Annotated in this window: 33 protein-coding genes; 30 read left to right on the forward strand and 3 right to left on the reverse strand. The window is 50.5% G+C overall.

Going from position 1 to position 23,312, the window contains the following annotated elements; translation table 11 throughout:
• From AC4OVS_RS00585 to AC4OVS_RS00680, 20 genes are all read left to right on the forward strand, one after another.
• Positions 1 to 309, forward strand: a 309-nt coding sequence (locus AC4OVS_RS00585) for a helix-turn-helix domain-containing protein (protein WP_491922123.1), incomplete at its 5' end; no start/stop codon positions are given.
• Between the two features lie 28 nt (positions 310 to 337).
• Positions 338 to 748: a hypothetical protein gene (locus tag AC4OVS_RS00590; protein ID WP_015058929.1), complete on the forward strand. Its 411-nt coding sequence runs from the start codon at positions 338 to 340 to the stop codon at positions 746 to 748.
• Between the two features lie 117 nt (positions 749 to 865).
• On the forward strand, positions 866 to 1,129 hold the full coding sequence (locus tag AC4OVS_RS00595; RefSeq protein WP_004206908.1) for a hypothetical protein: 264 nt from the start codon (positions 866 to 868) through the stop codon (positions 1,127 to 1,129).
• A gap of 21 nt (positions 1,130 to 1,150) precedes the next feature.
• Positions 1,151 to 1,513, forward strand: a complete 363-nt coding sequence (locus AC4OVS_RS00600) for a DUF3085 domain-containing protein (protein ID WP_004206909.1) — start codon at positions 1,151 to 1,153, stop codon at positions 1,511 to 1,513.
• Positions 1,514 to 1,634: 121 nt separating this feature from the next.
• Positions 1,635 to 2,084, forward strand: coding sequence for a JAB domain-containing protein (locus tag AC4OVS_RS00605; RefSeq protein WP_004206910.1), 450 nt, complete (start codon positions 1,635 to 1,637; stop codon positions 2,082 to 2,084).
• Positions 2,085 to 2,128: 44 nt separating this feature from the next.
• Positions 2,129 to 2,395 (forward strand): helix-turn-helix domain-containing protein, encoded by a 267-nt coding sequence (locus AC4OVS_RS00610; RefSeq protein ID WP_004187367.1) that lies wholly within the window; start codon positions 2,129 to 2,131, stop codon positions 2,393 to 2,395.
• Positions 2,396 to 2,458: 63 nt separating this feature from the next.
• Positions 2,459 to 3,742 carry a DGQHR domain-containing protein gene (locus AC4OVS_RS00615; protein ID WP_015058930.1) on the forward strand — a complete coding sequence of 428 codons (1,284 nt, stop codon included), beginning with the start codon at positions 2,459 to 2,461 and terminating at the stop codon, positions 3,740 to 3,742.
• A gap of 607 nt (positions 3,743 to 4,349) precedes the next feature.
• On the forward strand, positions 4,350 to 4,529 hold the full coding sequence (locus AC4OVS_RS00620) for a hypothetical protein (protein WP_040119756.1): 180 nt from the start codon (positions 4,350 to 4,352) through the stop codon (positions 4,527 to 4,529).
• A 72-nt stretch (positions 4,530 to 4,601) separates the two neighbouring features.
• Complete coding sequence (locus AC4OVS_RS00625; RefSeq protein WP_004206911.1) at positions 4,602 to 5,462, forward strand: DUF4942 domain-containing protein; 861 nt, start codon at positions 4,602 to 4,604, stop codon at positions 5,460 to 5,462.
• Between the two features lie 189 nt (positions 5,463 to 5,651).
• Positions 5,652 to 5,990 carry a hypothetical protein gene (locus AC4OVS_RS00630; protein WP_004187354.1) on the forward strand — a complete coding sequence of 113 codons (339 nt, stop codon included), beginning with the start codon at positions 5,652 to 5,654 and terminating at the stop codon, positions 5,988 to 5,990.
• A gap of 97 nt (positions 5,991 to 6,087) precedes the next feature.
• On the forward strand, positions 6,088 to 6,318 hold the full coding sequence (locus tag AC4OVS_RS00635) for an Hha/YmoA family nucleoid-associated regulatory protein (RefSeq protein WP_004187345.1): 231 nt from the start codon (positions 6,088 to 6,090) through the stop codon (positions 6,316 to 6,318).
• 297 nt (positions 6,319 to 6,615) lie between these two features.
• On the forward strand, positions 6,616 to 6,852 hold the full coding sequence (locus AC4OVS_RS00640; RefSeq protein WP_015058931.1) for a hypothetical protein: 237 nt from the start codon (positions 6,616 to 6,618) through the stop codon (positions 6,850 to 6,852).
• An 84-nt stretch (positions 6,853 to 6,936) separates the two neighbouring features.
• Complete coding sequence (locus AC4OVS_RS00645) at positions 6,937 to 7,347, forward strand: DUF1380 family protein (protein ID WP_011154458.1); 411 nt, start codon at positions 6,937 to 6,939, stop codon at positions 7,345 to 7,347.
• 61 nt (positions 7,348 to 7,408) lie between these two features.
• Positions 7,409 to 7,714 carry a hypothetical protein gene (locus tag AC4OVS_RS00650; RefSeq protein WP_004187339.1) on the forward strand — a complete coding sequence of 102 codons (306 nt, stop codon included), beginning with the start codon at positions 7,409 to 7,411 and terminating at the stop codon, positions 7,712 to 7,714.
• A 200-nt stretch (positions 7,715 to 7,914) separates the two neighbouring features.
• Positions 7,915 to 8,355 carry an antirestriction protein gene (locus tag AC4OVS_RS00655; RefSeq protein ID WP_015058932.1) on the forward strand — a complete coding sequence of 147 codons (441 nt, stop codon included), beginning with the start codon at positions 7,915 to 7,917 and terminating at the stop codon, positions 8,353 to 8,355.
• A 43-nt stretch (positions 8,356 to 8,398) separates the two neighbouring features.
• Positions 8,399 to 8,683 carry a hypothetical protein gene (locus tag AC4OVS_RS00660; RefSeq protein WP_011091062.1) on the forward strand — a complete coding sequence of 95 codons (285 nt, stop codon included), beginning with the start codon at positions 8,399 to 8,401 and terminating at the stop codon, positions 8,681 to 8,683.
• Positions 8,684 to 8,836: 153 nt separating this feature from the next.
• Complete coding sequence (locus tag AC4OVS_RS00665; protein WP_004187336.1) at positions 8,837 to 9,058, forward strand: hypothetical protein; 222 nt, start codon at positions 8,837 to 8,839, stop codon at positions 9,056 to 9,058.
• Positions 9,059 to 9,129: 71 nt separating this feature from the next.
• Positions 9,130 to 9,564, forward strand: a complete 435-nt coding sequence (gene ssb / locus AC4OVS_RS00670) for a single-stranded DNA-binding protein (protein ID WP_015243642.1) — start codon at positions 9,130 to 9,132, stop codon at positions 9,562 to 9,564.
• Positions 9,565 to 9,622: 58 nt separating this feature from the next.
• Positions 9,623 to 9,934 (forward strand): DUF5983 family protein, encoded by a 312-nt coding sequence (locus AC4OVS_RS00675; RefSeq protein ID WP_015058934.1) that lies wholly within the window; start codon positions 9,623 to 9,625, stop codon positions 9,932 to 9,934.
• 132 nt (positions 9,935 to 10,066) lie between these two features.
• Positions 10,067 to 10,603 carry a hypothetical protein gene (locus AC4OVS_RS00680; protein WP_015058935.1) on the forward strand — a complete coding sequence of 179 codons (537 nt, stop codon included), beginning with the start codon at positions 10,067 to 10,069 and terminating at the stop codon, positions 10,601 to 10,603.
• A gap of 500 nt (positions 10,604 to 11,103) precedes the next feature.
• Here the strand turns inward: AC4OVS_RS00680 and AC4OVS_RS00685 are convergent, their stop codons facing one another.
• Complete coding sequence (locus tag AC4OVS_RS00685; protein WP_015058936.1) at positions 11,104 to 11,499, reverse strand: hypothetical protein; 396 nt, start codon at positions 11,497 to 11,499, stop codon at positions 11,104 to 11,106.
• A gap of 34 nt (positions 11,500 to 11,533) precedes the next feature.
• On the opposite strand from AC4OVS_RS00685, the gene mobA reads away from it, so the two are divergent.
• The 8 genes from mobA to AC4OVS_RS00725 are packed head-to-tail and all read left to right on the forward strand — an operon-like array spanning position 11,534 to position 20,771.
• A complete protein-coding gene (mobA, locus tag AC4OVS_RS00690) occupies positions 11,534 to 12,061 on the forward strand; it encodes a plasmid mobilization protein MobA (protein ID WP_172740549.1) in 528 nt (175 codons plus the stop codon).
• Positions 12,048 to 14,027 (forward strand): TraI/MobA(P) family conjugative relaxase, encoded by a 1,980-nt coding sequence (traI, locus tag AC4OVS_RS00695; protein WP_015058937.1) that lies wholly within the window; start codon positions 12,048 to 12,050, stop codon positions 14,025 to 14,027. Before mobA ends, traI begins: the two co-directional genes overlap by 14 nt.
• 13 nt (positions 14,028 to 14,040) lie before the next feature.
• Positions 14,041 to 14,541 carry a DotD/TraH family lipoprotein gene (locus AC4OVS_RS00700; protein WP_004187320.1) on the forward strand — a complete coding sequence of 167 codons (501 nt, stop codon included), beginning with the start codon at positions 14,041 to 14,043 and terminating at the stop codon, positions 14,539 to 14,541.
• Complete coding sequence (locus AC4OVS_RS00705) at positions 14,538 to 15,317, forward strand: type IV secretory system conjugative DNA transfer family protein (RefSeq protein WP_015058938.1); 780 nt, start codon at positions 14,538 to 14,540, stop codon at positions 15,315 to 15,317. Before AC4OVS_RS00700 ends, AC4OVS_RS00705 begins: the two co-directional genes overlap by 4 nt.
• A gap of 10 nt (positions 15,318 to 15,327) precedes the next feature.
• Entirely contained in the window at positions 15,328 to 16,491 is a 1,164-nt protein-coding gene (gene traJ / locus AC4OVS_RS00710) for a plasmid transfer ATPase TraJ (RefSeq protein ID WP_004187313.1), read from the forward strand.
• Positions 16,481 to 16,741, forward strand: coding sequence for an IcmT/TraK family protein (icmT, locus tag AC4OVS_RS00715; protein WP_004187310.1), 261 nt, complete (start codon positions 16,481 to 16,483; stop codon positions 16,739 to 16,741). The genes traJ and icmT overlap by 11 nt, the downstream gene beginning before the upstream one ends.
• Before the next feature lie 24 nt (positions 16,742 to 16,765).
• Complete coding sequence (locus AC4OVS_RS00720; RefSeq protein ID WP_015058939.1) at positions 16,766 to 20,293, forward strand: LPD7 domain-containing protein; 3,528 nt, start codon at positions 16,766 to 16,768, stop codon at positions 20,291 to 20,293.
• On the forward strand, positions 20,259 to 20,771 hold the full coding sequence (locus tag AC4OVS_RS00725; protein ID WP_015058940.1) for a hypothetical protein: 513 nt from the start codon (positions 20,259 to 20,261) through the stop codon (positions 20,769 to 20,771). The genes AC4OVS_RS00720 and AC4OVS_RS00725 overlap by 35 nt, the downstream gene beginning before the upstream one ends.
• On the opposite strand, the gene AC4OVS_RS00730 is transcribed toward AC4OVS_RS00725, so the two are convergent.
• Together AC4OVS_RS00730 and AC4OVS_RS00735 are read right to left on the reverse strand one after the other, a co-directional pair.
• Positions 20,772 to 20,984: an Hha/YmoA family nucleoid-associated regulatory protein gene (locus tag AC4OVS_RS00730; protein WP_305953721.1), complete on the reverse strand. Its 213-nt coding sequence runs from the start codon at positions 20,982 to 20,984 to the stop codon at positions 20,772 to 20,774. It lies immediately after the preceding gene.
• Positions 20,956 to 21,366, reverse strand: coding sequence for an H-NS family nucleoid-associated regulatory protein (locus tag AC4OVS_RS00735; RefSeq protein WP_004187465.1), 411 nt, complete (start codon positions 21,364 to 21,366; stop codon positions 20,956 to 20,958). Before AC4OVS_RS00735 ends, AC4OVS_RS00730 begins: the two co-directional genes overlap by 29 nt.
• Positions 21,367 to 21,433: 67 nt before the next feature.
• On the opposite strand from AC4OVS_RS00735, the gene AC4OVS_RS00740 reads away from it, so the two are divergent.
• Together AC4OVS_RS00740 and AC4OVS_RS00745 are read left to right on the forward strand one after the other, a co-directional pair.
• On the forward strand, positions 21,434 to 22,147 hold the full coding sequence (locus AC4OVS_RS00740; protein WP_004187467.1) for a DotI/IcmL family type IV secretion protein: 714 nt from the start codon (positions 21,434 to 21,436) through the stop codon (positions 22,145 to 22,147).
• Between the two features lie 8 nt (positions 22,148 to 22,155).
• Positions 22,156 to 23,307 carry a DotH/IcmK family type IV secretion protein gene (locus tag AC4OVS_RS00745; RefSeq protein ID WP_011091074.1) on the forward strand — a complete coding sequence of 384 codons (1,152 nt, stop codon included), beginning with the start codon at positions 22,156 to 22,158 and terminating at the stop codon, positions 23,305 to 23,307.
• The last annotated feature ends 5 nt before the right edge of the window (positions 23,308 to 23,312 follow it).

Consider the following 23,312-nt stretch of genomic DNA (forward strand, 5'->3'; position numbering starts at 1 on the left):
CGCCCAGGCGAATATAACATGCTGATGCTGATCGCCGGCGTGCATCCTGATTACCGCCTGAACAGGGCATTCAGTCCGGATGATATGGTCAAAGATCCCGCCACGGCCGAAGACGTTCGCCGCCTGCGTCTGGCGCTGGGGCTGAAGCACGCTGAAATTGCAGCGCTGTTTGGCTATAAACCGGCGTCATGGCAGACCAAAGAAAAGGCTGCTCAGCGCGGCGTAAAGCTCAAGACCGGGGAATTCAATTTCCTGTTACTGCTGGCCGGTGAGCATCCTTCACTGCAGCTGGTTGAGAAGGTGAAATAAGGCCCGCGGCGACCAGAGAGGACCCTTTATGATCACCACACGCCGAATGTTAATGCTGTATGCCTGCCTTGTGCCCGTAGCCCTGACAGGGTGTGATCTGGCTGATTATTTCCCGAATGTGCCACAGCCCGTGCCCGTGATTTCGCCCGGCTATCAGGTTGATATCGATGGCCATCCGGTCCGAATATCAGGATTTGATGACTGCCCGCGGGATAAAGATGAAGCCCGGCACGCAGCTGCACAAGATGAGAAAGGCTGCATTGTGCTGTCTGCAGAGCGTTCCGAGGTGAAGGTCAGACTGTATCAGCCAGCCGGCGCCGTCACCGAAACCTGGCGGATCATCCGGGAAAAAGACGCTCGCCAGAACGATATTATTCGCCTGCAGCGCCCGAACGGTGCGCTTGTGATGCAAAATTTACAGGGGAAAGAGTCTCCTTAAACCAGGAAAATAACAAAATTAACTTGATTTATATGGCTCGTTAGACGTATAATAATCACATCGAAAGGCAATCCGGTCTTTCGACGGTAGCGCCCCGACCGGCGCAGGAGTCACCTTATGACTGCTCTCAATTCTCAGCAACAGGCTGATGTTGCCCGCTATATCCGGGAACATGGCAATAAAACCGTTATTTCCCCTGAATGGTCACTTATTTATTTCTCGCTGTGTCAGTGTGAATTACATCAATCGCATGAAGCCATTATTTTTCATAATGGCCGACCTGCAGGGCTATTTCTTCTGAATGAAACAGGCGAGCTCACCGAATTATACCTGCTGGGGTCGCTTTCTGACATTCTCACCGCCGCTGCGGTCAACAAATAGCTTTCAGGGAGTAAATACACTATGACCATGCAATCAGAACTTGTTTTTACTGATCCTATGCTCAACGTCGTTATTGCTGAAGTTAAGCGTTTTAATTGCCCGCTTCTTTTTGTCAAAGATCATGGCGTGTATGTGATGGCGGCGAAAGGTGAGAAAAACAGTAATGGGATGCACAATGTCTGTTACGCCAATGGTTTCAATCCGGATACAACGGATTTTGACGAGCTCTGGGACCGGATGCGTGATGCCTGTGGCGGAGATGATTTTTGCGAATCCCTGGACCTCGATCCGAGGTCGATTGAACTTCTCAGCCGTACCAAACCCTGCCTGAAAATTATGCTTTCAGAGACGGAACTGGAAGTTATTGCAGGGGGACAGAAATAGACCATAAAAGCCCGTTAAATCGGGCTTTTTTATATTTAACTGTATTTACATCTAGGACAAAATGTCCTATTATATATTTGTGGCCGGGCATGGTGCTCAGGTCCCCTAACGAGGGAAATATATGAAATTTTCAGCAGAAGAACTCAACATTATCCGCCAGGCGGACGCCATTATTGCCGGTAAAATTACCACAACGGATTTTATCACCGGCGCCGACGCCGCGCGTTCCTTACTGCGGTTTCGTCTTGCTGCAGAACCACGCGAATCATTCTGCGCGTTCTTTCTTAACTGCCACAACGGCGTGATTGCGTTTGAAGAACTGTTTAAGGGAACTATCAGCAGCGTCACCGTTCATCCGCGTATCGTCCTGCAACGCGCCCTGCATCATAATGCCGCCGCCGTGGTACTGGCGCATAACCATCCTTCCGCTAACACTGCACCCAGCCAGGCTGACAAGCTGATCACCGAGCGTCTGGCGCAGGTGCTGGGGATGGTTGATGTCAAAGTCCTCGATCACCTGATTGTGGGCGGCAGCGATATTTACTCTTTTGCTGAACATGGTCTGATTTGATAACCGCGGCCGCACAGTGGTGCGGCCGGCTCTGGAGGCTTGCTATGGGCAATAAATATACCGTGCCGCTTAACGTGGGCGCGATCCGCGAAAGTTGTTTCCGTCCCGCTGATAAATGGACCCCGCCGACGGGGGATGAACTCCGCTATCTGCTGGAAAATGTGCTCAACCTCAGTCAGGAGGGGCTGGCGCGACATGTTGGCGTGAACGGCAGAACGGTGCGCCGCTGGGTGAACGGAGAAAGTGACATCGCGTATTCCGTCTGGTGTGTCCTATGCATCGATGCCGGCTTACCGCCGATCTGGAAATAGCCGCGCAAAACACCGACGCGCAAACGTGCTTCCTGAACGTATCGGATATACGAAGGAAATATTATGAATACTGATAACTATTTTTTCAGAGTCCCGGCCACACGCGGAATACAGGGCGGCATAGAACAATACATGCTGACGGTTCCTATGGTCGTGTTACGTCGTATTCTCGCAATGGACAATGATGGCGATGTTATGGATCGCAGCCAGCGAGAAGCGAACAAAACGCGGGCCAAAAAAATACGGAATTATGTTGCCGGCGCAACATCAAAACGAGCTCCCTATATTTTGCCGTCAATTACCGGAAATATTGATAGTCATGTTGAATTCCTTCCCAGCGAACTCTCGCCGGCAGTCGGTATTCTTAAAATTCCGATGGACGCTGATTTAAAATTATTCGATGGCCAGCACCGTGCGCTGGGTATTTTTGAATTTGTACGCGATTATTCCAACACGGAAGATACGATCAGCTTATTGCTTACCGTTGGCCTGCCACTTGAGTTACGCCAGCAGTTTTTCGCTGATATTAATAACAACGCGAGCAAACCGGCAGCGGCGATCAGTATGGCATATAACAACAATGATCCGGTCAACCAGCTGGCAATGCATCTGGCCCGAACCGTCACCGGGCTGGCGGGCACAGTGGATTTTGAACACAACGTGGTCCCGGCAAAAAGCTCACGGCTTATCAGCTTTAAAGCGCTGAACGATGCGACGAAAAAAATGCTCAACCTGCGGGCCAACAGCATTCCCTCGCCGCAACAGCGTGATATGGCAGAAAGACTCTGGACTGCCTGGGCGCAGGCGATGCGCTGGAATGATATTGCCCAGGATGATATCGCCGCGGAGTACCGTCAGGAGGCGCTGGGACTGCATGGCATCATGATTAATGCGATCGGTATGGCAACGGCCAGGATGTTACGGCACAGAACCCCTGAAAGCATCGAGAACCTACTGGCCTGTGCGGAAAACGGTGACAACGGTTTTCATTACCGGGAGTCGTTTGTACCTGAGTGCTGGGAAGGGAAGTGTGTTGATCCGGAGACAGGCACCATCAAAACCGACAGGCGGGCGCTCGAAGCAACGGCTGAAGCGTTGCAAAAGCTGATAGATCCGTTCGCAGATGCGCTGTGGTTGCGTGATTACCTGCCAGCTGAGGAGGCGAGTGATATGGCATTACTGAAATATGCAGCCGACATCGAGAATTATAAGCAGCGTACTGCCGCGCCGATGATCAATATCGTGGAGAAGCTGAAGGCGCTGGGTGACGGCGAACCGCAGTTCAGAGCGTCGGTGCTGGCTTCCCGTGAGGGGCTAAGCCGCTATCTGGCCGGAGCTGAAGGCTGACGCGGTGGTTGCCGCCTGCAGGGCAATACGGGCATCGAACCCGTATTGCCCTGAAACGCTCTGAGCCGCTCTCTGGGCGCGCATTTAAAAAACCTGTACCCATCATCGTTTTTGTGACTTTGACGAGTCCTGCCCCCTATTCTGGCCCTTTCTGATGTGATCCCGCCCTGGTGTCTGCCAGTTAACTTAATTTTGACGCCCGCACAGCGTGTCTTCCCTGTTCATTTCTGCTCAGTTGCCGGCGTTTTCTGGCAGGCCTGCCGTACTAAAACACCTCTGGGCCCCTTCGGCTCCTGCCCGTCGGGCAGTCGTCAGCCACACTCCGCTAGCCAGGCAAGGCCTGGCAGCTCCGCCGAACCCCCTGCGGGGTTTCGGGCTATCGCTAGTGTCTGATGCCTGAACCCCTGCACCATGCCGGCAAAGCACCTTCATCGGGCTGATGGGGATCTGAAAAGCAAAATTTACAGGGAAAGGAGTCCGGGAAAAAACAAAGAAAATTAATCAGATAACGCTTGATTGATGTGGCTCATTAGACGTATAATAATCACATCGAGAGGCAATGAGGCTTTTCGCGGTAGCGCCCCGACTGGCGCAGGAGTAACAAATTATGAGTAAAGCACTGACCCCCTCCCAGCTTAAAGCTGAACTGGACACGCAGAAAGATGCGCTGCTGAAGGCGTGCCTGTATGCCCTCAACGAAATCCCTAACCGTCGTTTAAGTGGCCCGTATGCGTCCACGTATGCGCTGGCCGAGCAGGTCAGTAAACTGCTTCAGCGCTGCAAATAATCATTGATGGGCTGGCATTGCCAGCCCTGTTCACCCCTTACGGTAGCGCCCCGCATGGCGCAGGAGTCTGAAATGTCATCTGAAAAAACTCTCCCGTCGGTCGATCTGATGTCCTGCCAGCATGGCGGTGAAGTGATCCCGTCCATTGCTATTGAGCGCATTATCTCGTTGCGGAATGAAGGTATTCGCGTCTATCTCGACGGCATAGACAAGCTGCGAAAAGCGCGCGATCTGATGCAGCAGGCCGGAGGCTGTCAGTACCTGTATGACTACGACAAAGCCGTAGAGAGCGCGATCAAATGGAGCGACACCAGACCAGACCAGGCCGAAACGGCTATTTCCCGCGTTATCGACGGAAAAATCTGGGATCGGCTGATGTCGGAAACCGGCATGTATACGCTGATGAGCAACAAACAACGTCAGGAATGGGATCGGCAGGTGGCAGGCGAAGAAATGCCGCCGATAACGCTGGAGAACGTTATGAGCACGTTCCGGCACCTGAACGCAAGTAAGGCCGATACCTTCACGCAAGGGCTGATTGATATCTTTAAATCCCTGTCGTGGGATTATAAAACCAATAACCCCTGCATGTTTGGCAAGCGTATCATCATCGCGCCGTTGCTCGATGTCTGGCGCAGTGGCTGGGTGCGCTTCAGCTCAGACGGGCACACCAAAATTGACGATCTGGCGCGGCCGTTCTACGTGCTGGACGGGCGTAACGTGCCTGATTACCGTGTTTCTGACGGTGCCAAACTGGATGCCTTTTTCAGTGAAAACCAGTTCAACGGTAAGGTGTTCGAGTGTGATTACTTCAGCGTGCGATATTACAAAAAGGGCAGCGCGCACATTACGTTTAAACGCCCGGAGCTGGTTGAGAAGATCAATAATCTGGTTGCCAGTCACTATCCCGGAATGTTACCCCCTCGCGTGTAATGCAGACGGCAGGCCGCATTTGCGGCCTGAAATATAAACAGGGAAAGGAAGTATTCCCCGGCCTGAGAAAATCATGCCGGGCATGTATTTATTGCTTGATTAATATGGCTCATTAGACGTATAATAATTACATCGAAAGGCAATGAGGCTTTTCGCGGTAGCGCCCCGACTGGCGCAGGAGTAATAAACATGGCTATTCAATCCCTTCAGTTCCGTAACGGCTCCGTTTCTCTTGGTGATGTTTTTGTTTCCAGCTGGGGTTATGAGCAGACAAATACCTGTTTTTATCAGGTGATCGCCCTGCGCGGTAAGAAAACCGCCGTACTGCGCCGCATCGCTGCGCAGCAGGTGAAAGCAGACAGTGCAATGTCTGGCGAGTTAAAGCCGGTACTGAACGACTTTAAAGGCGAACCCGTGACCCGTCGCATCTGTGAAAACCATGAGCATCCGTCTGTCAGCATTGACGAGTACGAACAGGCTTATAAGACCGATCCTAACGAAAGCCATTTTTACAGCACCTGGGGCTGACCGCCTGCTACGCCCCGCAAGGGGCGTATAGTCGAAGACTTATTCAACCAAAACGTGAATACTATGCGAAATAACAAGGCGCTCAGGACGCAGATACATGGCGGAAACAGTTTATCAGGCACGGAGGCGTTTTTACCTTCTCCGTTTTCGGCGCAGTCGTAACCCGGACACACTGGAAAAAATGTACGAATCCATGCGGGATCGTGGACAGGTGCCGCCGGAGGACACCGAGGCTTTTGAGGCTGCCGCCGACCATCGCCGCGCAGAGCTGGCATCGGGACGCATCTGGGATAAGATCCCGCCGCATGTCTGGCAGTATGTAAAATAATCACAGCGCCCCTACAAGGGGCGTTTTTTTGCTTGCATATATGGCTCGTTAGACGTATAATGTTTTTACTGATTCAAATCAGTACCTTCCTAAACAGCCTTACAGGTGCATTATGACCTCTTCTGAAATCCTCCATAACCTCCCTCAGATTATCACGGCCGTGGCCGCCCTCATTACAGCCATTACCGGGCTGATTAAAGTCATGAAGGATAAGGGTAAGGACTGAACCGCCGCAGGGGGCGACAGCCCCCTGCATCGCTAACCGGCAGCGCCCCGACTGGCGCAGGAGTAAAAAAAGTGACAACGCTGCATATTCGAGAAATTCCCACTGATGGCGCGCCGCCTATCTGTGCAGGCCGCTCAATCTCAGATGATGACCTTTGCGCCTCATGCCAGCATCTCGACTATCGCCCTGGGCACCTCAGCGCCTGCCTGCTGTCAGGTTGCGGGCGTGACGACTGGCCTTCAGAACTGGATGCAAACTGCTACAGCGTTGCCTGTAGCAGCTATGAGCGTGAAAAATCGCTTGATTGATATGGCTCATTAGACGTATAATAATCACATCGAAAGGCATCCGGTCTTTCGCGGCAGCGCCCCGACTGGCGCAGGAGTTTTACAATGCACGGTAACGTAAATGAAATTTGCGCAAGGCTTCTCGATAGTTTTGAACCACAGCAGCGGATCAGCCTTCTGATCTGGACTGCTGAAGATGTCCATGACTGCACCAGTGATATGAACCTCACTGACGATGAGGCCGAAGCCGTTCTGGCAGAAATCGCGGAATGCAGTTCACACAGCCGTTATGGCGTCGGAAAAGATACCGTCTGGAGCCTGGCAAAGCAGGTGCGCGAAGATGCCGCCCGCGATCGAAAGATAGAGGTCAATGCCGAGGCGCTGCAAAAAGTCGTGGCGCTGGCGGCGCAGTTTATCCGGCTGGAAGAAATCCAGTCTGGTGAAGGAGCTGCACGCCGACTTTATCCGCAGGAGTCTGAGGCGCTGGAGTGCATCACGAAGGTGATTAACGGCTAATTCATGCAGTAACGCAGCGAACTTTCACGGTAGCGCCCCGACTGGCGCAGGAGGAAAAAACATGTCCCAGAATGAAGCCTATTACGACACGCTGGCCCTGATTGAAAAGGGGCAATGGTGTTTCGGCAGTATGGACGAAGAAAACGAAGAGCGGGCAATCAAGGCCGCTAAGGCGCTGGCGCTGTTTGCGCGCCTGAATGAGCAGGACTGCGACGGACACCCGGTTTCCGAAATCATCGTTGATTTTATCGCTAACCTGATGCACCTGGGGGAAGCGATAAATTTTCGTGTGCTCGATGAGGAAAGCGCGGTGATCCCGTTGGTCAGGATCGCAGCCGTACACTTTAACGCTGAAACAAAGTCATAGTAATCATGTGAATCAGAAGGGGGCAGGCGTGATCCTGCCCCCAAAAATGGACAGGGGAAAGAGTTCTACCGCCTGAAAATATTCAGGTAGGCGGGAATATTTTGCTTGATTGGTATGGCTCATTAGACGTATAATAATCACATCGAAAGGCAATCCGGTCTTTCGACGGTAGCGCCCCGACTGGCGCAGGAGTACAGAAAATGTCTACTGAACTGAATCAACCCGCCATCACTGCACGCATTATCCCCAATAACCGCCGCATGGCCTTTCTGCCACGCCTGTTCGGCGCCTGGTATCTCACAGGTGAGGCCGGTGTCTACAACCACGCACGTTCTCTCTGCGCCGATTATCAAGGCGGTTCCTGGGAGTTCGTCGAACTGTCTTGCGGTAGCGGCTTCATGTACCCACTGAGCGCAGAGCGCTTCACGGTATCGGTTAGCGGTAACTGGTTCGAAGGGGAATTGTCCGCAGAAGCTACCGGTATCGTGCTGACCCTGTTCACCCTGAACCGCATGATCTGGCACGCACATGAAGAAGGCTATCAGCACATCTGCGACATGCTGATCACCCAGCAGGAAAAACTCAAATTATATGCCGACCAGCACGCCGAAGCCGGTTTGATTTACCGCGCGATTGACTGAAACGGCGGCCCCCGCGAGGGGGCCAATACTGACAGGGGGAAAAATGTTAACACTAACTGATATTCGCGCCAGCAATACGGTGCTGGTTACGGAATTTGGCGGCGTGCGTGCTGTGCATTTCTGTCTGCATGAAAAATTAAGCGGTAGCGACAACGATCTGTGGTTTCCGCTTGCCAATGGGGCCGACCTGTTCGAGGCGCTGGAAAGCATTATGTGCATCAATTTTGCCGCTGCTAACGTTGTCTCGCTGGAGTTCCTGCGGCAGAACGGGAAGTGCAAAGACTACCGGATCACCTACAACAAGGCCAAATTCAAGCCATTATGTTAGATATTTAGCATCAATAAATGTTCATATTTGAACAAAATTAAATAAAAAAATACGTCTGATGAGTTGATAAAGTGGCTCATTAGACGTATAATTATTACATCGAAAGGCAGTTGAGTCTTTCGCGGTAGCGCCCCGACTGGCGAAGGAGTTGAAATGAAAGAAGCAGACCAAAAAAAAGTGAATGCCGTAATGGCAATTGCTGATTATCTCGGTGTAAAAAATCAAATCGAGGTGATCGAATACTCAGCCGAATCAGTGCAGGTTGAGTGGCGAAATCCTAAAACAAAACAGCTTATTCATCGTGATTACACTTTTGCAAATTCCTTTGTAAAAGACTTTGAAAAAGCCCTGAAATCGAACGTGAAGTTTTACTGATAAAGAGGGGGAGAAATCCCCCTTAATCCTCCCATTTTTTACTGATAAACATCAAATATATGAGGTGTATTATGTGGAAACGTGGCGAAAACAAAGTGATTCTGATGGGGCGTGCTGGCAAAGATGCAGAAGTGCGTTACACCCCAAACGGAACGGCCATTGCGAGCCTGACGCTGGCTACAGAAATCAGCTACAGCGACAACGAAGGGAAGGAGCAAAAAGAAACGGAATGGCATGATGTTGTCATTTTTGGAAAGAAGGCCGAAGCAGCTGGGAAGTACTTCAAAAAGGGTATGATGCTGTATTTTGTCGGGCGCATTCGTAATAACAAATGGCAAGGGACAGACGGCAAAATGCGCAGTAACAAGGAAATTGTGATCGATAATAACGGCGAAATGCAGATGCTGCCGGGAGCTGGGCCACGTAACACCAGTGCTGAAGGTCTGGGAGGCACTGAAAATCATGATGAACCGCCGTTCCCGGATATGAATGATTACCCGCAGTGAGTATTTGAGTTAGAACGGCCCGCAGGGCGCGGGCCGCCAACCCTGAAGGGGGGGGAGTATGAATATCAGTGAACAATATCGGGTGGCTGTCGTCAGTACCGGCCATGTAAAAAAAGAAGACGCGGAGCTACTGGATAAGGTCTGTAACGATGACTTGTCCGGTCAAGGTTTGTTCTGGATCGAGAAAAATCGCTATGGGTGGATATTGCGTATTTCTGCTACTGAACAATGGCGTGTGGAATTAGCCAGGGCGGGGATCAGTGCAAGTGCTTTGGATAATATAGCCGCGTTAAATGGTGCCGGGTTCGACTGGATTTGGTTTGACCGGGATGCAGAACAGGTGCCAGAACTGACCGTTTGGGAGTGGTAAACCGGTTAAAAATATGCCTCGAAAAGGGGCATTTTTTTCTTGCCTGCAATGGCTCATTAGACGTATAATAATCGTGAAGTTTAAAAGTGGATATTGATTAAAACGCTCTGTAAATAACGTGGAGAGAATATTATGGCGACCTTATACCCTTATGAGGTTTATACCCTTATTGTGTCAGAATTAATCGTAAGCCATTTTAATGATGTCGCTATGGTATATCCGGGAAGCGATGAAATTAAAAAGAACTACGACAGTGAATTAAGTGCTGTACAGGTTGTTAATGGCATCAGAGAAAAACTGATTAAAGATGGTGTTATACAGTGCGAACAGTGCCCACTGCTATCCGAGTGGGATGAGAACAAGGTTATCAACCAGCTAATTAAAGATTACCGCCTGATTCTCAATCGTGACTATGAACTAAACCGTGTTCGTCAGCAGCTGGCCCCGGAGCTGATCGCACAGATAGAAAACTGGAAAGAGCAGAAGTATTCCGATTCTGCGAAGGAATACGAGGTGCTCTATGAAACCATCAACATCAACGGAAAGGAGGTTACAGGCAAACTAAACGTAGTTGCAGTAAGTCGCTTTGATGCTGTTTTCATCGTAGGGCAGCGTCACGCTAACGATAACTTTTTGGTTCTGGATGTGAAGGAGGTGATGAATCATTGAAATCCAGAAAAGGTGCCGGATTGCGCCAACAATCCGGCTGGGTAGGCAATTTAAATTGTGAGGTTCAAAATGCCGTTGTGGATTATACACTATGCTGAAGATGTCGCAAACGGAGTGCAAACAAAGTCGCATCCGATGAACGCAGCGCAATGGGATCACTTCCGTTTCTGGTTGGCAGTGTTCCGGCGGATTAAAGAAGCCGCGATGTAATCTGTAACTGTCTCAGGGGCGCTGTAAGCGCCCCTTTTTAATATCCGTGCCCGGACTCCTTTCCCTGTAAATTTATCGGGATCTAAGGCGGATCGTGGTCCTGAACGTGCGCACCATTGAGCGCTGCATTGCAGCGGAACCGGAAATTTTTTTCCGGCCAATGAGTGCCCTTGTCACCGGAACGGTGACAAGTATGCACGCTCAATTACACGAACAGGCAGCACCCATGCCCGGCCTGTCAGGCCGGGAGCTATATCATAATGTTGGATGCTATATGCGAAAGGTGAAGGTTAATACTGCGGACCTGAAGCGTCAGGATTCTGAGCGGTAGAGCTATTTTGTGTGCGCTGCTCTTCGTCAACTCCAGTGATTTTTTTTCGGCTGTTGCTGGTTCTTTTTTTTCCAACTCGTCCGGCAGTAATGTCCTTGATATCACGTAATGTAACGTCTGAAAAACCCGCATCGTTGAGGAATTTCAGTATCTCTTTATCTTCATATCCTTTCGAATCTTTCAGCTTCTTAATGTCAGACTTAAGCTCGTCGAGTACGTGCTTTTTCTCAAGCCTTTCTGACGTCACATCAGGCAAGTTGTCGAGAATGCTTTTGAATTTTCCGATGTCCTCACTGCTATAAAATGCTTTCTTTTTTGCAGGCATATGCCCTCCCAATAATGTCAAAATCGCCATGCTGAACCGGAGAAAATCGACCCAGGCTATTCGGGTGATTTTACATGATGCCCGGCACGATTCAATTGCTCTGCCTGCCAGGCCCTTCGCTGCTGGCTTTCAAACCTCGCCGATGGTAGAATTCAATGAGGTATTTAAGTACGGGACAAGATGTGTTTTTGGAGTACCGCCGACACGCGGCGGCCGTCCAAAAACGTCTTGGTCAGGGCAAGCCCCGACACCCCCTAACGAGGTTAGCTATCTGATGAGCCGTAGCGAGAGCAGAAAAACAGACGATCGAATCCAGGTGAGATGTTCCACAGAAGTGAAAGCTAAACTCACCGAAAAGGCCCATGAAGCAGGGCTTAGTCTTAGTCAATATCTTATCAAATCTGGGCTTGGAAAGCGCATTCAATCGAAAGGTAATTACAATGCACTTGCCGCTCTTGTAAAGATAACAGCCCTTCAAAAACATCTGTTTAACGAAGGTGCCGGGGTTCATAGCAAGGAGTATTCAGAGATTCTGATCGAGGTCAAAAAGGCCGCACAGAAACTGCAACAGGAGATGGATGGTGATACCTAAAATCATTGAGGGCCGAAGGGATAAAAAATCCAGCTTTGGTCAGCTGATTAAGTACATGGCAGACAAGCCGTCTCAGGAGTTGACTGATACTGTTCAGCCTACTCCTGAGACGGTTTTAGCTGTTAAATCGGATATGTTCGAAGGGTTAAACAATTACCTTATCCGTAAACAGAAAGTGATCAGCACACCGGTGGATGTTGAGCCAGGTGTACAGCGTGTTGTGGTTGGTGATGTTACCTGCCAGTACAATACCTTCTCGCTCGATGGTGCAGCACAGGAAATGAATTCTGTTTCCCAGCAAAACACACGCTGCAAAGACCCGGTCATGCATTATGTTCTCTCATGGCCAGACTATGAGAAGCCGAATGACGATCAGGTGTTCGATTCGGTGAAGTTCACTCTTGCCTCTATGGGCATGTCCGATCACCAGTATGTTGCAGCCATCCACCGGGATACAGATAACCTGCATGTGCATGTTGCTGTCAACCGCATCAATCCCCAGACATATAAAGCCGCCTCATCGAGCTTTACCAAAGACACTCTTCATCAGGCGTGCCGCTTACTGGAATTGAAGAATGGTTGGTCCCATTCAAACGGCGCATATGTGGTTAATGACCGTCAACAGATTGTCCGGAACCCTCACAGTAAGAAAGAGCGGGGCAACTGGCGCTCACTCGATCGCATCAACAAGATGGAGAATAAAGAGGGGGTTGAAACGCTCTATCGCTATATCGTTGGTGATGAACAAGTAGGCGGTAGTCGTCAAAACTTGATCCATGTTTCAGCTGGACTTCGTGAAGCCAAAAGCTGGGATGATGTGCATAAGACATTTGCAGACATCGGTCTTCGTGTCGAAAAAGCACAGGGGAAAAAGGGCTACGTCATTACCCACGAACATCAAAACCAGAAGACGGCTGTTAAGGCGAGTCTGGTATTTAACAAGGCACAATATACCCTGAAGTCGATGGAAGAGCGCTTTGGTGAATACCAGCCTTCACATATTGAACCGGCCAAAGTATCGGTATTTAAAACCGCATATACCCCTGGTGCTTATCGTCGAGATGCCAATAAACGTCTGCAGCGTAAAATTGAGCGCGCAGAAGAAAGAATGCTGCTCAAGGGTCGCTATCGCGCCTACCGGAACAATTTACCGATATATTCTCCGGATAAGGATCGCATCGCCGATGAATACCGGAAAATTGCCCAACATACCCGGTTGGTGAAAAATAACGTCCGGCATTCTGTTTCAGATCCTCATACCAGAAAGCTGATGTACAACCTGGCTGAGTTCAAACGCCTGCAGGCGGTTGCCAATCTGCGTCTTAGCTTGCGTGAAGAACGCAACGGCTTCAGGGCGGCTAACCCACGGCTTTCTTACCGGGAGTGGGTCGAACAGGAAGCACTGAAGGGTGATAAGGCAGCGCTCAGCCAAATGAGGGGCTTTGCCTATTCCTCCAGGAAGAAGGAGAAGTATAAACAGCAACTGGTTGAGCAGATCGGGTTCAACCGTACCTTTAACGCCATCACCAGTCATGATCGTGATGATGTGGCCGTAATGGCCTCAGCACGTCATGGTGTCAAGCCACGGCTTTTGAAAGACGGTACTGTTATCTTTGAGCGCGATGGTAAACCGGTAGCGGCTGATCGTGGTCATATTGTGCTGACAGAAAGTAATGGAATCGACAAAGAGAAAACGGCTGACCTTGCAATTGCATTAACGATTGCTGGTAAAGCCAAATCTGTTCGTGTTGATGGTGACGGCGAGTTTAAGGAACTGTGCTGTAATCGTATCGTCGATGCAGCTGTGAACCACAATCTCCCTGTCGCGCAGGGCATTACCTTCACAGATGCCGCTCAGCAGGCGTATGCTCAAAACGAGAAACATCGTTTGATTCGTGAGCAAAATAATAGTAAAAATGAAATGCAATTCAGAAGTGAAAGCGACGACAAATTCAATCCGAAGTAAAATGGAGTAAGAAATGAAAATCAAAATGCAAACGGTCCTCGCGGCCGTTTCTGTGTTAGCTCTTGCCGGGTGTGCCTCTCAAAGCGAAAAGGAAAAACAAATCTCTGCACAGCAGCTGGTAGATCAGGAATTGCGTGAGCAAGCCATTAAGATAAAACTCGCACAGGATGAGCTTTACCAGGCTGGAGCCATTAACAGGACCCGTTACAAATTCCCTACCATTATCAATGCAAACAGTCAGTATGTTCGTGTGAGCTGGCAGGGTGATGCTTACGAATTACTGGAGCAACTGGCTAAACAGCGTGGCCTTCAATTCACCAGTCAGGGGATCAAGTTACCGCTTCCACTCAATATCGATGTTGGTGGTTCGAAGGTTACGTTTGAACAGTTGCTGACCCTGATCCGACAACAAACGCAGTACCGTGCCACCATCAACCAGAAACCCGGTGAACTGCAGCTGCTTTACCTCACACCATCGAAGAAAGGTTCATTCCTCAGAGGGACCCGCCCATGAAACTTAAACTGATCGTGCTTCTGACGTTACCGCTGCTTGCTGCGAACGTTGCACGCGCGGACGACTCCGATGTTAAAGGCCTGGATTACTACATGGACCCGCCAAGCCAAAGTGACGATGAGGCCGATGTTACTGGCAGTATGCTAAACGACGCAGCGCACACCATTGGATTTCGCGGCGGAAAGGCAGAACGCGCTAAAGAAATTCGCGCCGCGCTGGAAAATCAGCGCAGCAACCTTGATTACATGTATTCGTTCCAGCCGCTGGTCTCTTCTGAAGGCTACCTGCCACCGGTCATTGCTGAAGCTAAAGACGTTGCACACATTACCAATGAGCAAATCCGAACGGCCAACCGTGCCTATGACATTGTGGTGCCGGCGCGCTTTGTCAGTAACCCACCGACCTGGAAAAGCTATCTTCTGACCGGGCTGATGGCGCAGCGGATCGAATTGCCTGAACCGGCTGCAATGCCGAAGGACGGGAAACAACGTGATATCTGGAAAAAAGCTGTCGCGCTGGGCTGGTCTGACGGTCGCCAAAAAGCTGATGAGATATTCACTGCTAATTTCAATCGCCTCACACGGGATTACACCGGCATGTTGCGCTACAGCACGCTACTGCAGCAGGGCATGATTAAGGCTCCAGTCATCACACAGCAGCAGCAAACAGTTACAGGGGATAAAAACCGCCTCATGCTGGGCGATAAAACGAAACGTATGAAGCAGCAAGCTGAGTTTGACATCAACAAACGCAGCTGGAAACCGACCATACGTTAAGGGGCAGTAGATGGAAGCATTCAATTTTGGTCCAACGCTGACGCCCCAGACGCTGGAACGTTTTCTCGTACACTGCTCAAACAATGAAGTGTCCGATATTCTGTTGCAGGGCGGAGATAAAATCTGGGTAGAACGTCATGGGCGCCAGTTGCCCATGACATCTTACCCGCTCGACAACCTGGAGCTGGAACGTACCGTTGATAAGGTGTTCGGTCAGGAGATCAAAGGGACGCTGAAAAGTGCTGCGGTCGTTAATACCGCTATCCAGCTAAGAGGTGATGAAGCGGGCACGATTGGACTCGGCCGCGGCGAAACCCGCCGGTTCCGCGCGAACTTTACTCAGGCCGATATTTATAAAACAGAAGCGGCAATGTCTCTGACACTCCGTGTTCTGAATGAGGTTATTCCTCAGCTTAAACAAATGGGTATTGAGCCGGACCTGTTTAATTCTCTGTTGCCGGCTGCCGGCCTCGGACTGATATGCGGCGAGACGGGATCGGGCAAGTCAACCCTGATGGCCAGCATCTTCCAGTATTGCGGTGAAACGTACCAGGACCGGAAAATCATCACGGTTGAAGATCCCATCGAGTATCGCCTGGGAAGTCGAGACTGGATTGCTCCGGCGCCGGCACAGTCACAGATTGGGCGCGATATTGATTCCTTCCACAATTTTATCACTCTCTCCGGGCTCCGTCGTTCTCCGAAGATTATGGGGGTTGGTGAGCTCCTTAACCGCCTGTCATTTGAAGCTGCTGTACTGGCAGGTAAATCCGGCCACTTTTGTCTTGGCACACTGCACGTCAAAACGGTCGGAGAAGCCATTTCCCGATCATTGCAGAACTATCCGCCGGAAATGCGTGAAGCTGCCGCCTTTGACCTGCTGAGTATCCTTTCTTACATCATCGTGCAACGCTTGCTTAAAACAAAAGACGGCCGGCGCAAGGCTGTCCGTGAATATCTCGTCATTGATAACAGCCTGCGCCGCAAACTCTATGACGTTGATTACAGCAAGTGGGGCCGCTACATCGACGACCTGTTGATCGCTGAAAACCGCAGTCTGATTCAGAACGCCTGGGCAATGCACCAGGAAGGTTTGATCGACGAAGCGGAAGTCATCGAGGTCGCAGGATATATGGACTATCTGGCGTTAAAAGAGGGCAAGTATGGACATTAACAAATGGCGTTATGCCGGCCGGCCACTGACGGTTTTTGGTGTGCCTGTTATCTCGTTTCTTGTGTACTTCATCTGGTTTCCGTTCCCGTCAGTAAAAACCTTTGTTATCTGCACCTGTGTGGTTCTCTTTTACTTTCTGCTGGCCATGATGGGCTACACGTTACCGGTGCTGTACCAGGTCATTCTCCGGGTTATCCGCGGGAAAAAACTTACCGGGCGGCCGTGGTGGTACCGGCGCTCTCAGCGATAACACATAACTACAGGGGTAGACAGTATGGCGAAACCTGAAATTGCAACTGAAAGAACCCGTCTGAGTATTCCCTTTGACGATCGCCAACGTGCAATACGTGCGGCCGGCAAACTGGCTGATGGCAGTAATGCTCTGGACTACGTGAAGGAAGAAAAGGTGTGGTATGCACAGCCGGGGGCCAACCTGAGCCGGCTGAAAGAGTGGATTTTTGACCCCAATAAAGTGATCGAAGAACCGCCCCTGGATATTCAAGCCATTGAAGATGAATTTACGGCGTGGCTTGAAGAGCGCGGTGCCATTATCAAAGACCCCATAGAGTTCGATGGCCAGAAGCATTATGTCGATACCGTGGACGGTAAAGCTGGTTCAAGAAAGGGGGTGTATGCCGCCTTTCTGGATGGCCGACCTGCAGGGTGGTACAGGGACTATAAGAACGGTGGTGAAATTCAGAAATGGGTATCTACCGGCGCAGCCCCTAACCCTGAACAAATGGCCATGCTCCGTGCTGATGCTGCGGCAAGGCGTGAACAAAGAGCTGCAGCGCAAGCGGATAAGTTTGATCAGACCGCTAACCGGTTGATGGAAGAATATAACCGGCTTCCGGATGCCACGGGAGATCTGGCATACCTGAAAAACAAACAGGTCATTGCCGCTAACGGCCTTAAAGCTGATGAGCGGGGCAACGTTGTGATCCCTCTGTTTAATGCTGATGGCGAGTTCAGGACCCTTGAGCGCATCTGGTCCGACGGTAGTAAACACCTTGAAAAAGACGGCCAGGCATGGGGGAGTTTTTTCGTTGTGGGTGGTCAACTGAAGGATGGTGACAACCTGCTTTATGCCGAGGGATATGCGACAGCAGCCAGTATCAGCGAAGCCATCAATCAGCCTGTGATCATGACGGTTAATGCCGGCAACATGGTGGAAGTTGCTGGCCGCCTGAAAGACACCTTTCCAAACAGCACTCATTACTTCCTTGCTGACAATGACATTTATAAAGACGAGAACGTTGGGCTAGAAAAAGCGACAGAAGCTGCAGAGCTGACTGCCGGCCATGTTCTGGTCCCTGCCTTTAGCAACCCGAAAGAAGGGCTTACTGACTACAACGATTTGCATGTCTCTGAAGGGCTGGAGCAAGTCAGATTGCAGGTAGAAGGAGCCATTAATCAAATGAACAGGGTAGACACTATGCCGACTGATAACCCGAACATTACTGACGTTAATCACAGCTCGACTGACAGCGCTGCCGTTGCAGATCCTGAAAAAGCCGCGCCGGTGGCCAGCGCCCCTGCAGCTGCCGAACCGGAGGAAACCGCGCCGGTGGCCAGCGCCCCTGCAGCTGCCGAACCGGAGGAAACCGCGCCGGTGGCCAGCGCCCCTGCAGCTGCTGAAGCGGTGGAAGCCGCGCCGGTGGCCAGCGCCCCTGCAGCTGATGAACCGGTGGAAGTCGCGCCGGTGGCCAGCGCCCCTGCAGCTGCCGAACCGGAGGAAACCGCGCCGGTGGCCAGCGCCCCTGCAGCTGCTGAAGCGGTGGAAGCCGCGCCGGTGGCCAGCGCCCCTGCAGCTGCTGAACCGGAGGAAACCGCGCCGGTGGCCAGCGCCCCTGCAGCTGCTGAACCGGTGGAAGTCGCGCCGGTGGCCAGCGCCCCTGCAGCTGCTGAACCGGAGGAAACCGCGCCGGTGGCCAGCGCCCCTGCAGCTGCCGAACCGGAGGAAACCGCGCCGGTGGCCAGCGCCCCTGCAGCTGCCGAACCGGAGGAAGCTGTGCCGGTGTCCAGCACCCCTGCAGCTGCTGAACCGGAATACACCGCACCAACAGATCGAGACGGCGATGATGAAGAGAGTAATAGCGCCAGTGATCTTGAGGCGTATGCCGCTATGATGGCCTTTGGCGGTGAAACAACTGACTCCGCTCAGCAAAAGCCTGAAAGGATAGCGCCCAGCGAATCTGTAGCTAATACCGCCCCGGCTGAAAATGAAACCGAGGAGAAGAAAAAAACAAACGAAGAACTGGAAAACGGCATACGCTGGGCAACCAACGATAATGCAGAAACGCCCCCAAAAGAACGTATAGACCTGGAAGGGTTAATTGCCCGGTTTGGGTACAGAGCAGAGAAAGATTATACGGCGTATACGCTTGATGGACAGGATGCGTTTTACGATTACGGCTCACATCTGCGTATGGCTACCCCTGAAGCCAGCCAGAGTGACGAGATGATCCTGGCGGCCGTTCTAACCGCGGATAAGCAACATCATCGTGGTATTGAAATCACCGGCAGTGACGAATTTAAAGAGCGAGTGTTTAACCTTATCAGTGAATACAACATTGAGGTGAAACTGACTAACCCAGAACAAAGGGTTAAATTGCTCGAACTCAAAAAAGCAAATGAAACAGCAAAAGAAACGGCAAAAGAAAATGTTGCTGATTCAAATGCGAATAAGCAGGAAGGGGCAAACGAAAAGACAAATTCATCAGTTCAGCAGAATGGAATGCGCTGGGAAGAATCGGCCTCTGTGCAGCCGAAGAAGCAGAATGCATCTGATACTCAAAAGGAAGATAAAGCTGCAGGGGAACCCTGGGAGAAAGGCGTTATCGTCGCGCATGGACGTGCTAAGTATGAGTGGAAAGAAGATGAATCCATGAACTACTTTGTCACCCTCAAAAATGAACATGGAGAGAAGACACTCTGGGGGAAAGACCTTGAGAGAGCGGTTAAAGATGCTGGTGTAGACACAGAACGTCTTGTTACAGTCAGAAAGCTGGGATTTGTGGATGTTGAGGTGAATGCACCTGTCCGTGATGAAAGCAACAAGATCGTTCGTTATGAAACTATCCAGACCAAACGTAATGAGTGGGAAGTAAAGCCTGTATACCCACAGCCAACAGCAGGGAATGAACAGGCCTATAAGCCTTCTGAACTGGTTCCGTATGATGCTGCAACCTTCCAGAAGCTCCGCACAACAATTCAGCAGATTACCGGTGTTGATCTCAGCCGTGAGGCCGTGCCTGAAAAAGAACTGTACTGGTTCCTGCCTAATGGTAAGCCAGCTCCAGAAAGCATGACAAAGCCCACAGGCTATAAACTCCCTCAAGAGTCAAAAACCGCGGGTACACCTTTGCTGATCGCACCGCATAAAAAAGGCGAACGCCCAGATTATTTCCTTGTTGAGTCGCGTAAAGGATTCATGCAGGGGATCGCAAAGGATAAGGAGTCCGGTGAGTACCATAGCGTGATTGGAAAAGTGAACAAGCGTATTGATAAAGACGGAAACTGGAAAACGTATATGACTCTTTCAGCAATCAATAAAAATGCCGAAAGTGGAATTGTTTTGCATGGTTATGGACATGTAGATCAGGGGGGTAAAAATTTGCTTTACAAAAACACAATTGCAAATGAAAAACAGCCTCAGCATTTACAAGCGGCCTCAGATGAGGTAAAAAACAAAACAGTAATGAAGCAGCTTTTTCATCCTTCAAATGCTGCAAAAAGAAAAGATGATGAAAGGAGAGAACAGACTCATGCACCAGTCGCAAAGTCAGCGCCTCGGCCATAAAACAAAAACCCTACTCGTTGCAGTAGGGTTTTCCTGCATTTCTGTGAGCTCATTTGCGGCAACACAGACCTGTGCAGCATACGAACTGGCAAAAGCTGGTGCAGATGCTGCCTATAAGCAGGAAGTGGAAAGGATTAACAACGCCGCAAAAAGCGAATCCAGTACGTCTGATTCTCTCGGACAGTGCCTGGGGTCGCTATCGGTATCACTTAAAATCCCACAGTTTCCGTCTATCAGCGACATTATTGATAAGGTGAAGGATGAGGTATGCAATACGGTTAAATCGAAGATTAATGAGAAGTGGGGGAACCTGACTAATACGACGCTGGACCCGTGGTCAACGATTTCATCCCGACTGCCAGATACGTCAGGTATCCTGCCCAACGCATCTTCTAAAAATGTGCAATTAAACAATCCGGCAGCTGCGAGTGGAAGTGGTGAGGATGCAAACAGTGATGCATTCCCGTTCCATTTGTAACTACCGGAAGAGTCCTTTCGGGATTTTATCGAATAGCTTGCCGGTTCGTATTTCAACGCGGCGGTGTTCCGCCGCGGTTAGTAAACGCATAAATTCTGTGGCAGGTAGAACATCACGTTTTGAGTCTACATACGTATCAAGCGAATCTTCATTCATGAAACGTCTGACAGTATGCAGCCAGTCTTCAGCTGATTTCATATTTTTTGAGCTCATCGTCGCTCATCTCGGCAAACGCTGCAGGTCGGCGACCTTTTCCTGTCCAGGTTATGGACTTTCCATCAACTTCGATCCGGTACTTCACTTTTCCAAAAGTGGATTTACTTTTCGTGGACGGACCAAAGAGATTTTCGAAGATCTGGAGAGCTTCATCAGCCGTAATATTGTGTTCTTCCATGAACCGCTTTGTGGCTGCGGCTTTCTCTTCAGTGGCCTTCTGTTCTTCCTTAAATTTCTCGATCATTCCCTGTGCAATGTCGGACCACATATTAATGAGTTGTTCAAGGTTTTCTGGCGGGATTTTGCGCAAAACGGCGGTGGCTTTTCGTCGTTCGCACATGATAACTGCACAGGATTCGTAATCATTATGTTCGCTCATGTATACCTCATTGTTCATTAACGATCTGCGTGATTTTCTAACACAAACTTTTGAAAAGAGAAACTCTATGAAAACACAAAATGGTGAAAATATTATGGATCAAACTGACTCGGATCAAAACTCAGTCGTTGATGATGACAGCAACGCCCTTGCTCCAGCTCTGGCTGAAGAGAGTAACCGAACGGTACAAGAAATCGTATCGAAACATGGTTTAAAAGTAATTTTGATTCAAACGCTAATCATATTAGTCGCAATCATTATCATTGGTCTTCAGGGTTACTGGCTTCACCAGAAAAAAACCAAATATATTGCAACGAATGGGGGCATGATCACAGAAGTTCATCCAACCGATGAACCCGCTTACACGGCGGAAGAGGTGATGGACTTTGCCAACCGTACAATGATCAAATCGCTTTCACTGAACTTTGTGAATTACGAAAACCAATTAACCAGCGTCCGCGGCGATTTTAGCGCTGAAGGGTACGTTAGTTTCCGTAAAGCGCTGTCCGATAGTGGGCTGCTGAAAGATATCAGTGAAAAACGTCTGAACGTAAAACTTTCCACAACTCCTGGAACCCTGATCACGGAAGGTCTTATCCGTGGCACCAAAACCTATGCCTGGCAATACCGCATTCCGGTGACTGTTCAGCTTGTTGGGCAGGCTCAGGACTACAGACCGCAACCTTACGATTTGATGGTTCAGGTACGCCGCGTCAAAGAAGACGAAGATCCACGGGGTATTCAAGTAGCACAGGCCATTCTCAAACCCCGGAACTACTGAGGTCAATCATGAAGATTAAACTGTTAACTGTACTTATGGCCGCACTGTTTTCGGCAAATTCTGTATCTGCAGCTGATGCGCCGACTGGTAATGGAGCGCCGCAGCAAACGGCGCCAGCTGTGCCTGGTGGTGATATTGCTCAATGGCAGCAGGCCAGTTCCGGGTTGCCCGTAAATCAGCAGTCACAGGTGCAACAGCCTCCACAGCAAACAGCACAGGAACAAGGTCAGCAGCAGGCGCAAGGCCAACAACCACAGGCACAGGCCCAACAGCGGCCAACGACTGCACTGCCTCCTGCACCCATGCCGCAGATTCCTCCACCACAGCAGCAGGTTACTCATGTTAATCCGCAGACACTGGAAGAGTTACCTGCACCTGTTCTGCAGCAGATCCAGCCTATTACCCCTGGTCAGGTGCGGTCGGCCCGCAGCGCAATGGAAGATATGAGCGCGGCGGCCAAAACCTCACCATTAACGCCGATCCCACGAATTTCAAGCCAGACGGTATCACTGTCAGCTGGCGCATCCATTCCGCAGGTACGGGTATTTCCAAACCAGGCAACGACAGTGACGTTTTCAGATGCAACCGGACACCCCTGGGTATTAGGTGCCCCTCCATATAATTCGAGTCCCTGTGCTTCAGGTGGTGAACTGTGTGTTGGCTATATTCCAGGATCGGCGGTATTCACAATCCAGCCGACCAATGCCTATGCCAGCGGGAACATCACAGTGCTTCTGAAGGGGCTGGCCACGCCGGTCATTATTAACGTGAAGGGGGCAGAACCCTCCGTTAAATCAAAAACCGTTGATGTTGATTATCGTCTGGATCTCCGTATCCCGAAGCGCAGTCCTGACACACCGGTTTATACCGCTACGCCTGAGAAAAAAATCTCACTGTATGACAAGCAGCTGCAGAGCGTGCTCGATGGCATCCCGCCTGAAGATGCTCAGCGGTTGAAACTTAAAAACGCGCCAGGGAGTACCAAAGTCTGGCAGATCGGTGATGAGCTCTACGTCAGAAGTAACATGCAGCTGCAGGATGAGTTTGAAAAAACGCTTTCCGCTATCGATGGCACACATGTTTACGTGCTGCCGGCAACACCAGTGCTGACTTTTTCTGTTAATGGTCAGGCGCGTGACGTTGAAGTTGAGCTGAATTAAGGGGA

Source organism: Enterobacter sp. 4974935 (assembly GCF_058661735.1).

Coding starts and splice junctions, on each gene's coding strand:
- AC4OVS_RS00650 (WP_004187339.1), top strand. CDS start 7,409: ATGTCCCAGAATGAAGCCTATTACGACACGCTGGCCCTGATTGAAAAG.
- ssb (WP_015243642.1), top strand. CDS start 9,130: ATGTGGAAACGTGGCGAAAACAAAGTGATTCTGATGGGGCGTGCTGGC.
- traJ (WP_004187313.1), top strand. CDS start 15,328: ATGGAAGCATTCAATTTTGGTCCAACGCTGACGCCCCAGACGCTGGAA.
- AC4OVS_RS00590 (WP_015058929.1), top strand. CDS start 338: ATGATCACCACACGCCGAATGTTAATGCTGTATGCCTGCCTTGTGCCC.
- AC4OVS_RS00630 (WP_004187354.1), top strand. CDS start 5,652: ATGGCTATTCAATCCCTTCAGTTCCGTAACGGCTCCGTTTCTCTTGGT.
- AC4OVS_RS00685 (WP_015058936.1), bottom strand. CDS start 11,499: ATGGCGATTTTGACATTATTGGGAGGGCATATGCCTGCAAAAAAGAAA.
- AC4OVS_RS00705 (WP_015058938.1), top strand. CDS start 14,538: ATGAAACTTAAACTGATCGTGCTTCTGACGTTACCGCTGCTTGCTGCG.
- AC4OVS_RS00655 (WP_015058932.1), top strand. CDS start 7,915: ATGTCTACTGAACTGAATCAACCCGCCATCACTGCACGCATTATCCCC.
- AC4OVS_RS00745 (WP_011091074.1), top strand. CDS start 22,156: ATGAAGATTAAACTGTTAACTGTACTTATGGCCGCACTGTTTTCGGCA.
- AC4OVS_RS00600 (WP_004206909.1), top strand. CDS start 1,151: ATGACCATGCAATCAGAACTTGTTTTTACTGATCCTATGCTCAACGTC.
- AC4OVS_RS00605 (WP_004206910.1), top strand. CDS start 1,635: ATGAAATTTTCAGCAGAAGAACTCAACATTATCCGCCAGGCGGACGCC.
- AC4OVS_RS00665 (WP_004187336.1), top strand. CDS start 8,837: ATGAAAGAAGCAGACCAAAAAAAAGTGAATGCCGTAATGGCAATTGCT.
- icmT (WP_004187310.1), top strand. CDS start 16,481: ATGGACATTAACAAATGGCGTTATGCCGGCCGGCCACTGACGGTTTTT.
- AC4OVS_RS00700 (WP_004187320.1), top strand. CDS start 14,041: ATGAAAATCAAAATGCAAACGGTCCTCGCGGCCGTTTCTGTGTTAGCT.
- AC4OVS_RS00625 (WP_004206911.1), top strand. CDS start 4,602: ATGTCATCTGAAAAAACTCTCCCGTCGGTCGATCTGATGTCCTGCCAG.
- AC4OVS_RS00740 (WP_004187467.1), top strand. CDS start 21,434: ATGAAAACACAAAATGGTGAAAATATTATGGATCAAACTGACTCGGAT.
- AC4OVS_RS00635 (WP_004187345.1), top strand. CDS start 6,088: ATGGCGGAAACAGTTTATCAGGCACGGAGGCGTTTTTACCTTCTCCGT.
- AC4OVS_RS00680 (WP_015058935.1), top strand. CDS start 10,067: ATGGCGACCTTATACCCTTATGAGGTTTATACCCTTATTGTGTCAGAA.
- AC4OVS_RS00720 (WP_015058939.1), top strand. CDS start 16,766: ATGGCGAAACCTGAAATTGCAACTGAAAGAACCCGTCTGAGTATTCCC.
- AC4OVS_RS00620 (WP_040119756.1), top strand. CDS start 4,350: ATGAGTAAAGCACTGACCCCCTCCCAGCTTAAAGCTGAACTGGACACG.
- traI (WP_015058937.1), top strand. CDS start 12,048: ATGGTGATACCTAAAATCATTGAGGGCCGAAGGGATAAAAAATCCAGC.
- AC4OVS_RS00735 (WP_004187465.1), bottom strand. CDS start 21,366: ATGAGCGAACATAATGATTACGAATCCTGTGCAGTTATCATGTGCGAA.
- AC4OVS_RS00660 (WP_011091062.1), top strand. CDS start 8,399: ATGTTAACACTAACTGATATTCGCGCCAGCAATACGGTGCTGGTTACG.
- AC4OVS_RS00730 (WP_305953721.1), bottom strand. CDS start 20,984: ATGAGCTCAAAAAATATGAAATCAGCTGAAGACTGGCTGCATACTGTC.
- AC4OVS_RS00675 (WP_015058934.1), top strand. CDS start 9,623: ATGAATATCAGTGAACAATATCGGGTGGCTGTCGTCAGTACCGGCCAT.
- AC4OVS_RS00610 (WP_004187367.1), top strand. CDS start 2,129: ATGGGCAATAAATATACCGTGCCGCTTAACGTGGGCGCGATCCGCGAA.
- AC4OVS_RS00645 (WP_011154458.1), top strand. CDS start 6,937: ATGCACGGTAACGTAAATGAAATTTGCGCAAGGCTTCTCGATAGTTTT.
- AC4OVS_RS00725 (WP_015058940.1), top strand. CDS start 20,259: ATGCACCAGTCGCAAAGTCAGCGCCTCGGCCATAAAACAAAAACCCTA.
- AC4OVS_RS00595 (WP_004206908.1), top strand. CDS start 866: ATGACTGCTCTCAATTCTCAGCAACAGGCTGATGTTGCCCGCTATATC.
- AC4OVS_RS00615 (WP_015058930.1), top strand. CDS start 2,459: ATGAATACTGATAACTATTTTTTCAGAGTCCCGGCCACACGCGGAATA.